The 15380-nt window shown below is 64.6% G+C and carries 14 protein-coding genes; 3 read left to right on the top strand and 11 right to left on the bottom strand.

What is annotated here, in order from left to right; translation table 11 throughout:
- Positions 1-74 precede the first annotated feature (74 nt).
- The 11 genes from xrtA to H5J25_RS05880 form a co-directional block, all read right to left on the bottom strand.
- On the bottom strand, positions 75-1622 hold the full coding sequence (gene xrtA, locus H5J25_RS05930) for an exosortase A (RefSeq protein WP_202095154.1): 1548 nt from the start codon (positions 1620-1622) through the stop codon (positions 75-77).
- Positions 1619-2821 carry a TIGR03087 family PEP-CTERM/XrtA system glycosyltransferase gene (locus tag H5J25_RS05925; RefSeq protein ID WP_202095153.1) on the bottom strand — a complete coding sequence of 401 codons (1203 nt, stop codon included), beginning with the start codon at positions 2819-2821 and terminating at the stop codon, positions 1619-1621. The genes xrtA and H5J25_RS05925 overlap by 4 nt, the downstream gene beginning before the upstream one ends.
- A 9-nt stretch (positions 2822-2830) precedes the next feature.
- On the bottom strand, positions 2831-3904 hold the full coding sequence (locus H5J25_RS05920; protein ID WP_202095152.1) for a FemAB family XrtA/PEP-CTERM system-associated protein: 1074 nt from the start codon (positions 3902-3904) through the stop codon (positions 2831-2833).
- Positions 3901-4740, bottom strand: a complete 840-nt coding sequence (locus tag H5J25_RS05915) for an XrtA system polysaccharide deacetylase (RefSeq protein WP_202095151.1) — start codon at positions 4738-4740, stop codon at positions 3901-3903. The genes H5J25_RS05920 and H5J25_RS05915 overlap by 4 nt, the downstream gene beginning before the upstream one ends.
- A 7-nt stretch (positions 4741-4747) precedes the next feature.
- Entirely contained in the window at positions 4748-5869 is a 1122-nt protein-coding gene (locus H5J25_RS05910) for an XrtA/PEP-CTERM system-associated ATPase (RefSeq protein ID WP_202095150.1), read from the bottom strand.
- Between the two features lie 112 nt (positions 5870-5981).
- The gene (locus H5J25_RS05905; protein ID WP_225883384.1) at positions 5982-7583 is read right to left on the bottom strand and encodes a hypothetical protein; all 1602 of its coding nucleotides are present in this window, start codon (positions 7581-7583) and stop codon (positions 5982-5984) included.
- A complete protein-coding gene (locus H5J25_RS05900) occupies positions 7580-8506 on the bottom strand; it encodes an AAA family ATPase (RefSeq protein ID WP_202096048.1) in 927 nt (308 codons plus the stop codon). The genes H5J25_RS05905 and H5J25_RS05900 overlap by 4 nt, the downstream gene beginning before the upstream one ends.
- Before the next feature lie 5 nt (positions 8507-8511).
- Entirely contained in the window at positions 8512-10032 is a 1521-nt protein-coding gene (locus tag H5J25_RS05895) for an XrtA system polysaccharide chain length determinant (protein ID WP_202095149.1), read from the bottom strand.
- A gap of 1 nt (position 10033) precedes the next feature.
- Positions 10034-10636, bottom strand: a complete 603-nt coding sequence (locus H5J25_RS05890; protein WP_225883496.1) for an XrtA/PEP-CTERM system exopolysaccharide export protein — start codon at positions 10634-10636, stop codon at positions 10034-10036.
- A gap of 136 nt (positions 10637-10772) precedes the next feature.
- Complete coding sequence (locus H5J25_RS05885; protein ID WP_202095147.1) at positions 10773-12005, bottom strand: pyridoxal-dependent decarboxylase, exosortase A system-associated; 1233 nt, start codon at positions 12003-12005, stop codon at positions 10773-10775.
- Positions 12002-13501, bottom strand: coding sequence for an AMP-binding protein (locus H5J25_RS05880; protein WP_202095146.1), 1500 nt, complete (start codon positions 13499-13501; stop codon positions 12002-12004). The genes H5J25_RS05885 and H5J25_RS05880 overlap by 4 nt, the downstream gene beginning before the upstream one ends.
- 98 nt (positions 13502-13599) lie before the next feature.
- Between H5J25_RS05880 and H5J25_RS05875 the strand changes: the two genes are divergently transcribed.
- Genes H5J25_RS05875 through H5J25_RS05865 form a run of 3 tightly spaced genes read left to right on the top strand, consistent with a single transcriptional unit; the run spans position 13600 to position 15369 of the window.
- Positions 13600-13872 carry an acyl carrier protein gene (locus tag H5J25_RS05875; RefSeq protein ID WP_202095145.1) on the top strand — a complete coding sequence of 91 codons (273 nt, stop codon included), beginning with the start codon at positions 13600-13602 and terminating at the stop codon, positions 13870-13872.
- A gap of 10 nt (positions 13873-13882) precedes the next feature.
- Positions 13883-14602: a hypothetical protein gene (locus H5J25_RS05870; protein ID WP_225883383.1), complete on the top strand. Its 720-nt coding sequence runs from the start codon at positions 13883-13885 to the stop codon at positions 14600-14602.
- Positions 14590-15369, top strand: a complete 780-nt coding sequence (locus H5J25_RS05865; RefSeq protein ID WP_202095144.1) for a hydrolase 1, exosortase A system-associated — start codon at positions 14590-14592, stop codon at positions 15367-15369. Before H5J25_RS05870 ends, H5J25_RS05865 begins: the two co-directional genes overlap by 13 nt.
- Positions 15370-15380: the final 11 nt, after the last annotated feature.

Below are 15380 nucleotides of genomic sequence, written 5' to 3'. Positions count from 1 at the left end.
CGGACCGTCCGCCCCGATAACAGAACAGATCGGACTGGTGGAGGGCGTCACCACACGAAACCTATACAAGCAGCTTATTGGTGCAGGGACGGCGGCGTACCGACGATTCGATCCACCAGTCGATCGAGCGGACCGAGTGTCGCGACGAACCGGGCCATTGCGGCGCGCGCATCCATTCCCGGCACGAATTCCGACGAGACGTGCACCGCAACGGCGCGTTGCGGGCCGCCGAGCAGTTTCGCCCTCAACGTTTCCAGCTTCACGACGCGTTCGTCCTGCGTGACGACAGTGCCGATCACATACCATGTGGCGACCTGCCGCTCGACCGGGCCGGGCGCAGTGATGCGCATGGTCGACCCGCCAGCCAGATCGGGCAGGTCCGCAACCCGCAGCCAGATGTCGTCCTGACGCAGCACACCGGTGCCGAAGGAGACTAGTTCCTTGCCCTCCCGCTGATCGCCATAGACGGCGATCGCAAGATCGACCGCGCTACCACTTACGTCACCGTAGCGACCGATCAGGAAATGATCAGCGCCGGGATAATATGGCGACCAGGGGGCGCGGGTGCTCATCGGCATGCGGTGCCAACCCGCTATCTGCGGCAGCTTTATTGCACGTGGCAAAACCTGCGCGCGGCTTGCGACGATGCCGCCCCATGCAGGGAATATTGCCGCAACCGTCAGGGTCAGGGCGGCGGCAAGCAGCAGGTCGGTTCGCCGCACAGGCACGGCCCCCGCTCTTGCCGGATCGAAAGCGGGATCGTCCGGCGCGCGATCGAACCAGCGCCAGCCGATACCGATCACTGCCGCCATGACCAGCCCGAAGAATATCCAGCCATAGACGATGTGGTCGAGCCCCGTCGCGCGCTCGACCGATGTCAGGTGGGCGGCATAGATCGTACCGAAGGCGCGAAGGCCGTTGGCGATCACCGGAACCACAAGCGCCACGACCATGAAGACCGCCCGCCGCCGCCACGACACGAAGCAGACGTTCGCGACGAGCGTCCCATAGGCGATCATCGCGATGACGAACTTCGCGCCCGAACATGCTTCCGCGACCTCGAAATAGCCGTTCGGGATCGTGATCAGCACGCCGTCCACGGTGGCGGGCACGTCGAAAAGGTGGAGCAGCGGCATCGTCATGCCGACGGTGATCGTCTGCAACGGCGATTCCAGCCCTTCCCCGAAAGGCACCATGAAAATGGCGTAACAGAGTGGAAAGAGCAGACCGCGTGCGACGATCGGTCCGAGGATCGTCAACACCGCCCCCTGAAGCATCAGGACGAGTCCCAGATGCCTGGCCAGTGCGACACTTGCGGCATCGCCGAGAAGCCAGCCGAACCCACCCACGGCGACTAATATGACGCCGGGCCACCAGGACGTCGGCTTCAGTTCCGCGAGTTGCGCGCGACGCTGCCAGACGAGCCAGCCGATAACCGGCGCGACGAACAGGCAGTGCCCGAACGTCGTGCTGGTCCACCAGATATGAGTCAGGTCACCCACATCCCTGCGGAACAGCAGCAGCAGGATCATCGTCGTGCCAGCCAATACGGCCAAGTGACGCTGCCAATTTGTCACCGTCCGGGAAACGGCGAACCTATCCGCCGGGAGAGCGATCGTCATGCGGCGTCGCGGTGCGCGCGCGGCCCGATCGCCTGGGCGAGCAGCGCAGTCAACGGCGAAAGCCGCGCGTCCCAGCCATAACGCTGCATCACCTGCCGCCGCGCGGCCATACCGCGAACTCGGGCCGCATCGGGATCGGATAGTATGGCGATGATCTGGGTCGCAATTTCCTCTGCGGTTTCGCCGACGGCGATCGTATCCGCATGGTCAATGCCTTCCGCCGCCGGGGCGGACGCCACGATCGGACGTGCCATCGCCATCGCCTCCAGCACCTTGTTCTGGACACCGCGCGCAAGTTTCAGCGGCGCGACGATTGCCGCGGCCGCCGCGAGCCAGCCGCGAACGTCAGTCACTTCGCCAGTGACGAGGATGCCGGGACGCTTGCCCAGCGCCTTGACCGCGTCGGTCGGCGCGCGACCGACGATCGCGAAGCCGGCATCGGGATAGCTCTTGCGGACCAGAGGCAAGATCTCATCGGCGAACCACGTCACCGCTTCGACATTGGGACGGTAATCCATCTGTCCCGTGAAAACGATCGTACGCGGCGGCAGGTCGATCGGCACGAAGCTGGCATCGGGATCGAAGGTGTCGGTATCGATCCCGTTTTCGATCGCGAAGACCCTCTCCGCTCCGGTCTGGTCGCGGAACAACGCTGCTTCCGCGTCGCTGACGAACAGGCTGGCATCCGCTCGTGCAGCGACCTTTGCCTCATAGGTACCGAGCAGCCGCCCCTCGCGTCGCATCAGCCAGCCCATCGGCCCCGCCTGGGTACGGCCGTAACCGGCGAATTTGGCGGAATCCATATCGACGAAATCCATGACGACGCGCGCTGTCGTATCGGTTGGCACGTATTGCGCCATCTGGCTGGAGAAGACGTAGATCGTGTCGATGTCGTGTGTCGTCAGCACCGTCGAAACCGCCGCGCGGACCGCGTCGTCGTCGAATGCCGCGAGCGAGACCGGTCGGTTGGTCAGCATCGCCTGCAACGCGGCCACGGCACGCGATTTTCCTCGCCAGATGATACTGGTGTGATCGGTCAGCCCGCTGTCGCTACCCATGTCCCGGCGATCGTCGGCGAACGCGACGAGGTGCACGCGTTTGCGCGCCGCCAGGAACTTCAGGACGTTGAAGCCGCGGATCTTGTCGCCCCGATCGGGCGGATAGGGCACCCGGTGGGCAAGGAAGAGAATATCACTCATCGGACGGCCTCAGCCGAGGCCCTTTGCGATATGCGGCCCGACCGCGTTGGCCACCCATAAGGGCAGTTTCTTCCATGCCGCGATCTTCAACGCGTAGCGTGGGTCGAGCGGATTGATCTCTCTCGGGGCCTGTCCAGCCGCGGCGCGCTTCGCATAGCTCAGCGGGGTACCGGCAAAACCCCAGTTCTTCTTGTACGCGGCGGGTCCGGTGCCGACTTTCGACCGCCCGAAGTCGAAGCGGGTGCAGCCGCGCGCCCGGGCATGGCTCATCAAGGCGAAATACATGCGGTCATTGGCACGCAGGGACCGCGCATCGGATGTCCCGCCGCCCCAATAGGGATATGCGGTGCCATTGAAGTATAACGTCAGGACGCTTGCGTGTGGCGTGCCGTTCGCCTTGACCGTCAGGATGTCCGCATCCTCGCCGAACTCGGAGAGCACCTCGCGGAACAGTTGTGCGGGAAAGACGGGTGTGCCCAGATTGCGAACAGACTGCGCGTATACGGCGTAATGGGCGCGTGCCGCCGCGGCGTCGCGGCCGACCGTTACTTCCAGGTCGGAGGCGAGACTCTTGCGAACTTCGGCGCGCTGCTTGCGGGGAACGGCGAGCAGTTCCGTATCGTCGTTGGCCGCAAGGTCGCGGACGAAACCAAGGTAATTGCCTTCGTCCCGCAACCACTCCGTGCCCTCCGCCGGGCCGCCGCGCAGTTCGAGCGTGGGGCAGCGCAGTTCCTGCGCCAGCGCCCACGCCGCTTCGCCCAACTGGCGGATCGCATTCGGCTCCGTCGTCAGGATACCGCCATCGACTGCAAACCCGTTCGACACCAAGGCGCGGCCGAAAAGAGGGGACGATATTTCGGTCATCGGCAGCAGCCCCGCGAGGCTGTTGTCCGAGCGTTCTGCGATCAGCGTATGGCTGATGTGGCCGCATGCACGCGCAACTGCGACACTCCATGCCGGGAGGTGGAAAGGAGTCGCGCCTGCTTGTGCGCGCACCCAGGCGTCGATCCGCGCGCGTTCGCCGTCGCAATTCAGATCCGCGAACCGCAACGTCAATGGAACGTCCAGATGCATCATGTTCATTGCAGACGCGACCGGGCGGCAGCGACGACGTCATCCATCCGGCCCCAGTCGTGGCGACGGATAAGCTCGCGCAGCTTGCCCGACATCGCCCCCAAGCGGCTGTAGTGCCGCACCTTCGATCGCAGGGGCGCGTTGAGGACACGCGGCTGGCCCGGATCGATCTCCCACGGATGAAAATAGAACACTGCCGGCTGGCCGTCGCCGGACACCTGTCCCACCGCGAAGTTCATCAGCGCGGATGGCAGGAGGCGGAAAAAACCGCCCCCGGTCGCCATACGACGCCCCGCCAGATCGGCGACCGTCACCGGCACCTCCAGCAGATCGGCGTCGGCCAGCGGGCGGAACGCATAGCGCGGTGCCTCGGGCCAGCCATAATGATCATGCTTGAGCGGGGCGACGCTGGACGAATAGGTATAGCCGGCCTCGGCCAGTTCGACATGCGCCCAGGGCGTTCGCGCGTCGATCGAGAAGCTTGGCGCGCGGTAGCCGGTCACCGCCTGCCCGCCCGCATCCTCCAGCACCTTGCGCGCCCGCGCCAGATCGGCCCGGAACGTCGCCGCGTCCATCGTGAAGACGCGCTGGTGATCCCAACCGTGGCTGGCGATTTCGTGTCCTGCGTCCGCGATCCGGCGGATCAGCGCGGGATGACGTTCCGCGACCCAGCCCAGGGTGAAGAACGTCGCCTTGACGCCGGTCTCGCTGAACAGTCCAAGCACCGCGTCGGTATTGCGCTCCACGCGCCGTTCCAGCGTTTCCCAATCGGCCTTGTCGATGACCTTTTCGAAGGCGCCGACCTGGAACCAGTCCTCGACATCCACGGAGAGCGCATGGCGCATCGGGGGATCAGCCGGCCATCGCGACGAAAGCGGTTTCGCTGCGCGGATCATGTTCGACCCAATCGACCAGCAACGTCAGGACACGCCGCAGCGCTTCTTCCTGATTTTCTATCCGTGCTTCCAGCGCCGCGATACGTCCCGTGGGCGAGAATTCCTGATATACCACGCTCGTTCCATCCTCGCTCTCCACTGACTCAGGTTGGCCGTCGGCGACGATGGCGGGTTCGTTCTCGACGATCGTAGCAGACCGGCTTTGCAGCGGTTCGACCTCGCGCAGATTAGACGTCGGCAGGATCACATTCTGGGTCGTGGATGGCGTATCGGCCGCCATATCCGCGAGTACCTCGGCTACGACTTCGTGATCGATTGTGCCGAGTTGCTCGATCGCACCGAACAGCAGGACGCGGCCAGCCAACTGGTTCAGCCGGCGCGGGACGCCATCGGTCGCATCGTACAGCGCACGGAACGCATCCGGCGTGAACCGCGGATTGCCGGCCCAGCCGACCAGCGACAGGCGGTGAACCATATAGGGCTCGACCTCTTCCGCGCCCATCGGATCGAGATGATGCATCGCAATCACGCGCTGACGAAGCTGCTCCAGTCGGTCGGAGCCATGAAGCCGCTCGCGAAATTCGGGCTGGCCGAGCAGGAATATCTGCAACAGCGCATGCCCGCCCGCCTGGAAGTTGGACAGCATCCGCAACTCTTCCAGCGAGGAGACCGGCAGCGCCTGTGATTCATCGACGATCAGCAGCGTGCGCTTGCCCGCACGCGCCGTCGCGTGCAGCCCACGTTCGATCGCGGTGAGCAGTTGCGCCTTGGCCAGACCATCGGAATCAATGTTCAGCCCGTCCGCCACCAGCCGCAGCAGATCGTCTGCCTCGATCTGCGTCGAGACGATCTTGATGACGTTCAGCCGTTCGCGATCGACCGTCGCCATGAGGTGCCCGACCAGCGTCGTCTTGCCCGCCCCGACATCGCCGGTGATGACGATAAAGCCCTCGCCCTGCGACAGGCCGTAGCCGAGATACGCCATCGCCTTGCGGTGCGTCGCGGTCTCGAACCAGAAACGCGGATCGGGCGTCAATTGAAACGGTCGTCCGGTCAGGCCATAATGGTCGTCGTACATCGTCACCACCTCAACGGGCGCAGGATTTATCTACGCCACCAAGTCTATCCGCAATCGGTTAACCGATTGGTCACTGCCCATTGGTGCCGGATATTGCGGCACTCCATGATCGTCAGAAGCTGTATCGCACTCCAACCTGAGCCTGTCCGGAGGTCTGGTCGTCCAGACCTTCCTGACTGAAATTATAAAGGCCCGCGGTCAGCGTCGTGCCGACGCGCCCGAAATTCCGGTAATAACTTGCCGTCGCGCCCGTCGAGAAGACCGCCGGGGCATCGGGCAACCCGCTTTGATAATAGTTCAGGAACAGGTTGCCGCTGATCCCGGAATTCCGATCGAGCGTCAGACTGGCGAATCCCTGGCCATAAAAGCTTTCGTCATCCGCGCCGTCGACGGTGAAGCCGACTCCACCTGGCGCGTAGAGCTTGCGGCTGGCATAGCCCGCGCCGATACCGAAGCTGAGCGGACCGCGATTGGCTGAGATCACCGCATCCACGCCGCGCGCCCGGTAGCTGGCGGTCGAGATCGACTGGAGCACGCCGTTCAGGCAACTGCCCGCGGCGATGTTCGACTGACCGAATGTACAGCCGGAAAATTGTTGGCTGAACGCGTCGCGCTGGTCGATGAAATTTGCCGGAAGGGCACTGATGCCGTTCCGCAACTGGCGCCCGAACGTATCCACGCTGTCATAGACGTTGATCTGGATACCGATCGACCGGCTCGCGGCATAGCTGAGCGACCCCGTATAAGTCATCCCGCCATAGCGTTTCCCGATGCGAGTCTGCAGCGTCGTGCGGGGGGACGGCTTCCACACCAGTCCCGCGTCGTAGATCAGCCCGTCCGTCTCGTAGGCGATGCGCCTAGGCGATGCGGGGTCGGTCACGAAACGGTTGTTGGCATCGACCACCGGCTGTCCGGTCGCAGAGTCGGTCAGCGGGTCCTTCTGCGAGACGGTGATCTTTTCGTATCCTGCACCCGCGGTCAGCGCGAGGCTTCGCGTGACCGGAACGAGGACGTCGCCGCGGACGAAATTGCCTTCGTACCGCTGCTTGAGCTGGCTCGCATCGTCTCGTTCGTAGGCGCCCGAGACCGTGAGCCCGACCGGTAGCCCCTGCCCCGGCCCGACCCCGATCGACGCCTGAACCAGGTGGTTCGTGGAGTCGTCGAACGCATCGAGACGCGGGCTGTTGGGGGCCACGCCGGTCGCCCCAGGTGCCTCGACCTTGGTATAGCCGAAGCGATAGCTGGCCTTCAGGTTCGCCGCCCCGACCCGCGTCGCGACGCTCGGCCCGACATAGGCGGAATATATTTGCGTCACATTGTCCTGCGAGCCGACCAGAAGAGCCGGCGCGGCACCGCGGATATCGGACCGCGCCCGTGTCGCCAGTGCGCCGCCCTCAATGCTCAGTCCGGGCGCGACGCGCACGGTGGCGCGGGCCAACCCCGAATTCACATCGTCGTCACCATAACGATCGTCCCAGGAGAAGTTGTGCTGGTAGTTGTAACTCAGCTGCACTTCGATGTTGCGCGTGCTGACCACCGCATCGACCCCCGCCGACGCCGTGGAATAGGTGAGGACGTCGCCCGTCTGGAGATTACCGGTAAGCACCTGCCCCAGTTCGATATAGGGCGTGATCGACGTGCGCGGCCCCGCCACTGCCGGACTGGCAACGATCAGCATCATGCTACCTGCCGCCAACAGGGATGCGCGGATCACTTGGCCTCGCCCTGCGCGTAATAATCGCCGTAGCGGCGGCCGCCGGGATTGAACGACACTGCATTCAGGATCAGTTGGATATGCTCGCATGCATCCAGTTCGGCGACCGCTTCGCGCAGATCGCCGTCGACCGTGCTGTCGGCGCGAACGACGATCAACACCTGTCCGACCTCGGCCGCGAGGACGGAGGCGGGCGACGCGGCCAAAGCGGGTGGCGAGTCGAAGATCAGGATCCGGCGCGGATCGGCGGCGAGCAGTTGCACGATCAACTCGCGCGTCCGGTCGCTGGCGAGCAATTCCGTGTCCTGGTTGGTCTTCGTACCGGCCGGCAACAGGCTGAGCTGAGGGATATCCGTCCGCACGACGCAGCTTTCGACGTCGATCCGCGGATCGCCCAGCGCATCCAGCAATCCGACGCTATCGCGCAAGCCGAGCCGCTTCATGACGTCGGGCTTGGCGAAATCGGCATCGATCAACAGCACTTCGGTGTCGCGTTCCGCCGCCATCGAGATCGCCAGATTGACCGCACAATAGGTCTTGCCCTCGTCCGGCTTCGCAGAGCAGATGAGGATCGTACGCGCGAGATCGTGCGCGCCCTCGGCATCGCCCGACCGAACGGCGCGTGCCGTGTTGAGCATCTGACGCTTCACCTGGCGAAACTCTTCCGCCAGCGCACCAATTGCGGCGCCCGGAACAAGCAAGCCCTTGTCTTCGAGCATGGCCCGATCGATCGCGACCCCGCCGGACGCGCGGAGGGGCGATGGTGCAGCGAAGACCACAGGCGGAACTGGCGAAGGTTCACCATCGAACACAGTGCCGATCACCGACCCGTCGGAGCCTGGAACGCCCGGCACGCGCAGATGAGCATCGAAGTCGTAGACCTCTGCCGCGCGTTCGAGCAGCGAAGACTTGATCTTGCGCATCTCGTTCACGCCGCAAGCCCCCGCGAAACCATCTCGACGCCGAGCAGCGCCACATAGGCGGCACCGAGCGCCGCCGCGCCGCCACCGAAATACATCAGGTTGCGACGACGGGCCGCGATCTGCACCTGCGTGACGGCTTCGCCGATCGATCCGATCACCGTCATCCCGGTCGCGCGTTCCAGCCGGGCGGCCGTCGCGAACGTCGTTCGCAACTGGCCGAGAGCGAAGGCGGCGCCGATCCCCCCGCCGATCGCGACGATCAATACGCCCGTCAGCAGCATCGGGCGGTTTGGCGCGCTAGGCACACGCGGCGCGCTGGGCGGGTCGATGACCGTGAACTTGATCGAGTCCGTCTGCGTCTGCGCTTGCCCGCGCAGCTTGATGTCCTCGCGATCGGCGAGCAACTTGTCGTACTGATCCTTCAGCACGGCATAGTTGCGTTCGATCTGCCCCTGTTCGGCAGCAACCGCAGGATCGCCAGCCAGCTTCGAGTTGATCGTGTCCAGATCGCCCTGCAACTGCGCCTTGCGCATCGAAAGCGCGGCGACCTGCGCCTGCTTGTCGGCCTGCATCGATCGGAACGACAGATACAAGGGATTTGCCGAAGCGCCGCCCGCCCCCGCGGACCCAGCCGGTTCGTTGCGCGCAGCGGCGGTCGCCGCGACCAACTGGCTTTTCAGTGCGATCATGTCGGGATGATTGTCGGTAAAGCCCCGCGAACGGGCATCGGCGATCTGGCCCTGGATCGCAGACAACCGCGCACGTGCCGGACCGCTGGTCACCGTGCCCGGCGCGCCGGCGATCGTCGGCGATGTTCCCGCCATCTGCCCGTTCACTGCGGCGAGGCTCGATTGTGCGGCGGCGAGATCGCTTTCGACCTGGGCCATCGCACTGCGGGCCGTGCCCATGCGATCGGTCAGCGACCCCGTGCCGGGCAGCGACCCGAGATAGCGGTTCTGGAAGTCGGTGCGCTTGGATTCGGCATCCTGCAATTGCTTCTGCCGTTGCTCCAATTGCGCATCGAGAAAGCGCAGTGATTGGCTGGTCTCGTCACGGTCGCCCGCCAAATTCTCCTCGACGAAGATATCGATAAGCTTCTGGACGATGGCACGTGTGATCTTCGGGCTTCCGCCCCTGGCCGTGATCTCGAACAGATTGTCCTGCTGCGCGGTGATCGTGATCGCCTTTTGCAGCCCGGCCACTCGGTCCGCGACGTCACGATCTGTCTGGACCGTCGCGGCCAGATCGGTGCCGCGCACGACCTTTTCCAGATTGACGGCGGACGTCAGAGTCTGACGAACACGATCGACATCCTTCTGCTGGTCGGCAGTGGTGATGCCGACCGCCGATGGCAGGATCGACTGCATCTGGACGACGACGCGCGCCGTCGATTCGTATGTATTGGGTATCTGCGAAACGAACAGCCAGCCGACGATCGCGATCGCCCATGCGACCGCCATTGCCAGCCAGCGCCGTCGCCAGATCGCGTGCAGCATCACGCGAACCTCGTCGTAAATACCGCTCATCTCAGAACATGCTTTCCGGGATGATGATCACGTCACCCGGTGCGAGCCGGACGTTCGCCCGCGAGTCCCCGCTCTTCAACAGGCTGGAAAGCTTGAGATTATATTCGACCTGCTTGCCGGTACCACGATCGTAGCGGACGAGCCGCGCCTTGTTGCCCGCGGCATATTGGCTGAGACCGCCGACGGCGATCATCGCGTCCAGCACGGTCATATTGGCGCGGTACGGGATCGATGCCGGCTTCTCCGTGGCGCCGACGATGCGCACCTGTTGGCTGAACGTCCCGCTGAAATTCTTGACGATCACCGATACGATCGGATCCTTGATATACTCGCCCAGCGCGATCTTCAGGTCGTCCGCGAGCATCGCCGGGGTCTTGCCGACGGCTGGCATATCGCTGATCAACGGGGTGGTGATACGTCCGTCCGGCCGCACCTGGACGTCGGACGACAGTTCCGGATTGCGCCACACAAAGACCTGCAACTGGTCGAGCGGGCCGATGACATACTCCTCGCCCGGCTGTTCCTGAGTCGCTACGAAGCTGGCGGGCGGAAGCTCGGTACGACCGCCACTGCTGGCGCATGCCGACAAGGTGGTGGCGGCCATAAATGCCACGCTCAACGCCCTGATACCCAAACCCACACGCATCGTACTGATCTCCTGCCGTTTCCGGCGGAGACGTCTCTCCACACGGGTCACGGGTTGCGACCGCTGCTATGCGTTCCGGCAGGTAAAAATAGCGTTAGGACTGACGCAGATTGGCGAGCAGCTCGGCTGGCAGGGGGTGGCCGAGAAAGGCGGTGGGGCTGGCCGAGCGCCCATAGGCGCCGGCCATGAACACCGCGACGATATCGCCTACGCCCGCAATCGGCAGGGTAACGCGATCGGCGAGCCGGTCCAGCGGCGTGCACAGGCAGCCGACCACGCTGACGGTTTCGGTGGGGGCGCCCGGCGCGCCCGTGGCGATCGCGACCGGATAATTGCGTTTCACGACAGTGCCGAAATTACCCGAGGCGGCGAGTTGATGATGCAGTCCGCCATCGACGATAAGGAAGGTCTCGCCGCGACTTTCCTTCCGTTCGATCACGCGGGTGAGGTAAACGCCGCATTCCCCTGAGATAAAGCGCCCGAGTTCGATCGCGAACCCAGATTCGGCGAGGGTATCAGGGCGGTGATCGAGTTGCGCCGACAGGGCATTGCCGATCAGCGGAAGGTCGATCGGGGTATCGCCGTTGAAATAGGGAATTCCGAACCCACCGCCCAAATTGACCAGTGGCGGCGCGACGCCGATCTCGTCCGCCAGCTTTCCGGCCAGCGCGATCGTCGCGGCCTGCGTTTCAATGATCGCCGACGAATCCAGCGCCTGCGATCCTGCGAAGATGTGGAAACCGCGCCAGTCCGCACCAGCCGCGCGCAGGCGAGCGACGACATTCGTCGCGTCAAGGATGTCGATGCCGAACGGCGAAGCGCGTCCCCCCATCTTCATCCCCGACCCACGCAACTCAAAGTCGGGGTTCACCCGCACGGCGAGGCGCGGCGTGATCCCCAGTCGCTCGCCGATCGCCAGCGCCCGGTCGCATTCGCCGGAGGATTCCAGGTTGATCGTCGCCCCCGCGCGGATCGCAGCCTCCAGTTCGCCGTCGCGCTTGCCCGGCCCGGCAAAGCTGATCGCGGATGCGGGCTTGCTGTCCAGAGCCACCGCCAATTCGCCCGATGACGCGACGTCGAGGCCGTCGAACAGGGGCGACACGGCGGCAACGAAGGCAGGCAGCGGATTAGCCTTGATCGCATAATGTATGTCGAGGGTTTTCGGCAGCGACGACCGCAAAGCCGCCGCCCGCGCGCGGACGATGTCGATGTCGTAGACGAACAGCGGGGTGTTCCCCTCACCGGCCCATTGTTCCGCCGACTTGCCGCCAATTTCCAACGGGTTCGCCATGCCGAATTCCGGAGGGATCGGGCCCATCGGCTTCATGACAAGAACTCTTTCTTCAACGCTGCACGATCCAGCTTTCCGTTGGCATTCCGCGGCAATTCGTCGCGCCAGATATACTGTTGGGGTTGCATGAAGCCGGGAAGATCGGTGCGAAGCCTGGCCCGCAATTTCGGTTCGGCATCGCCATCACCGCGCAGGACGACCATGATCGCCTGCCCGAGACGGTCGTCGGGGAGACCGAACGCGACCGCTTCGGTCGCCTCGCCGCCCGACAGGATCGCGTCCTCGATCTCGTTCGGGCTGATCCGGTTTCCGGCCGATTTGATCATCTCGTCGTCGCGTCCGACGAACCGGAACAAGCCATCCGCGCCCTCGATGACCGTGTCGCCCGACCAGACCGCCTTTCCGCCGGCGTCCGCCCAGTCGGGCGCATCGCGAAACCGGTGTGCCGTCCGTTCGGCGTCGCCCCAATAGCCCTGCGCGACGAGTGGCCCCGCATGCACCAGTTCCCCCGCCTCCCCCGGGGCGGCGCGAGAGCCATCGGCACGCGCCACGCGGACTTCGGCGAACGGTATCGCGCGCCCCATCGCGTCGGGATGTGCGTCGACCAGATCGGGCGGCAGATAGGTCGATCGGAACGCCTCGGTCAGTCCGTACATCGGATACAGGTCCGCTTCGGGGAACTGCCTGCGCAGCGCCCGGACGAGCCGCGGGGTCAGAGCGCCCCCGGAATTCGTCAGCCGCTTCACCTTCGCGGCGATCTCGGGCGGCCATTCCGCCTCCAGCAACTGGACCCAGAGTGGCGGCACGCCTGCGATCGTGGTCGCGCCAACGCGATCGACCGCTTTCACGACATCCCGCGCAGTCAGGTAATCGAGCGGCGCATAGGCGCCACCCGCTGCCCAGGTCGAAAAAAGCTGGTTCTGCCCGTAATCGAAGCTGAGCGGCAGCACGCCGAGCACGCGATCGGCGGGCGATATGTTCAGGTAATGCGCGACGGAAATCGCGCCGAGCCATAAATTCGCATGGCTCAGCATCACGCCCTTCGGCTTCCCGGTCGATCCAGAGGTATACAGGATCGCGGCGAGATCGTCGGGGCGGGCATCGGACGGCGGCAGGACGTCGTCCGCGGTAAGTTCATCCTCGATGACGATCCTGCACTCCGCCGGTACATCCCCCGCCACGAGCGTCGAAGCGCGTGCCGCCTGCGTCACCAGCAAACGCGCACCGCTGTCGTGCAGGATATGCGAGACCTGCGCGTGCTTCAGCCCGGGATTGATCGGAACGTGCACCATGCCCGCCCGCGGCGCGACCATCGGCATAACGCAGGCAGTGCGCGTCTTGGGCAACCAACTCGCCACGCGATCCCCAGGCGCCAGCCCGACTGCAGAGATGGCCGCCGCGAGGCGCCCGGTAAGCCCTTCCAGTTCCTCGAAACTCAACGCGCCGTCACGGGCGATCAATGCCACGTCGTGCCGGCCCCCGCGCGATGGCAGAATGTCGATCGGATACGGCGTGGGATCGAGCGGGATCATGGCCCCTGATACGCAGCGCGGTCTCGACTGCAAAGGGCCGCACTTGGCATCGGGCGCCCCAACCTCTAACGGGCGTGCCTGAATGATGGGGTTCGACCGTGCTGCCAGACGATATCGATCAGATCGACTTGACCGTTCGCGCGACGTTACGCGACATACTCGGCCTGAGCCAGGAGCGCGTCGACGCGTTTCGCAGCGAAACGCCGCTGTTCGGTGCGTTGCCCGAACTCGATTCGATGGCGGTGGCCGGACTGTTGACCGAGTTGGAAGAACGGCTCGGCATCCTGATCGAGGATGACGAGGTCGACGGCGAAATGCTCGAAACGTTCGGCGCGCTGGTCCGCTTCGCCACCTCGAAGATCATCGTTTGAATAACATCAGGTGAGGATCGGTCGGTACGATTGGTCCGGCGGGTCGGAGGCGATGTTGCGGTTCGGGCCGGAAACGGGTCCGGTCGTGATCGCGTCCCTTCCGTTTTTCGAAGAGGCCAATCGTACCCGCGCATTCACGGTGTCGATCCTGCGTCGTCTCGCCGAACTGGGCGTTGCATCTATCCTGCCCGATTATCCCGGGACGGGGGACAGCCTGATCCCCACCCGCGCGCTATCGCTGCACGATATCCAGCAGGCATACACAAGCGTCGTGAGAATAATCGTATCCGAAGGCCGCAACGCTTATGCGCTGGGTCTGCGGAGCAGCGCTCTCATCGATCGCGAAGCAACCCTGAGCGGTCGCTGGCACCTTGCCCCGCAATCGGGCGCCGAACTGATCCGGGACCTCAATCGCGTCCGGATCGCTCAACTGGACGATCCGCGTGGGCGTTCCGATTCCGGACTGCGTCCAGCGCCGGGCCAGGACCATGTCATCGTCGCGGGGAATGCGATCCCGGCCAGCTTCCTAGCCGAACTCGAAAGCTGCGAACCCTCACCGCGACAGGACACCCGCCACCGGATCGCACGACTGAGTACGGATACGAAAACCGCAGACGTGAAGCTGGGCGGGATCGCGCTGTGGCGACGGTCGGAACCAGATAGCGACATCCCGTTCGCCCAGGACGTTGCCGACGACGTCGCAAGCTGGATCGCAAGATGCGGCGGGTGATCGCGTTCGAATGCGCGGGCGAGACGCTTGTCGGTACGCTGGACGAAGCGGATGCGACGACCGGGCTGCTGATCGTCTCCGGCGGAAACGAGATTCGCGCAGGCGCGCACCGCAGTATGGCGGCGCTCGCACAGCGTCTCGCCAAAACTGGTATCCCCGTCTTTCGCTACGATCGCCGCGGCGTCGGCGATTCCACCGGAGCGAATGCCGGCTTCGAACTTGCCGCGGACGATCTGACCGCCGCGGTGAAGGCATTCAAGAGCCTTTGCCCTCACGTCACGCATATCGTCGGGTTCGGCAATTGCGACGCAGCGACGACGCTGGCCCTGTTCCACCGTCAGGCGGGGATCGATTCTCTCGTGCTGGCAAATCCGTGGACGATCGAAACGCCCGATGCGCTTCCCCCCGCCGCCGCGATCCGGGCGCGGTATGTCGAACGCCTTCGCGATCCTGCGACCTACGTCCGGCTGTTGCGGGGCGGCATCGACCTTCGCAAACTGGCAAAGGGCCTCGGCAAACTTTCCAAGACGCCCGATAATTCGAGCAACAATCTGGCAGTTCGCCTGGGCCGGTCACTCGTATCGACCGACACCCCCGCCCGGATCGTCCTCGCAAGAGGCGATGCGACCGCCATCGCGTTCGGGGCATCCGCCGCCGGGGGCGTGCTTCCAGCCGACTTTATCGAAACCAACAGCCACAGTTTCGCCGCGCCGGAGGATCAGGTTGCGCTCGAATCCTTGCTGCGTTCCGCCCTCGCCGCGGCGTAGCCGCTACCGGC

The organism is Sphingomonas aliaeris, from assembly GCF_016743815.1.
Taxonomy (GTDB): domain Bacteria; phylum Pseudomonadota; class Alphaproteobacteria; order Sphingomonadales; family Sphingomonadaceae; genus Sphingomonas; species Sphingomonas aliaeris.
The sequence above is the reverse complement of the archived record's forward strand: the minus strand, read 5'-3'. Positions and strand labels throughout refer to the sequence as shown.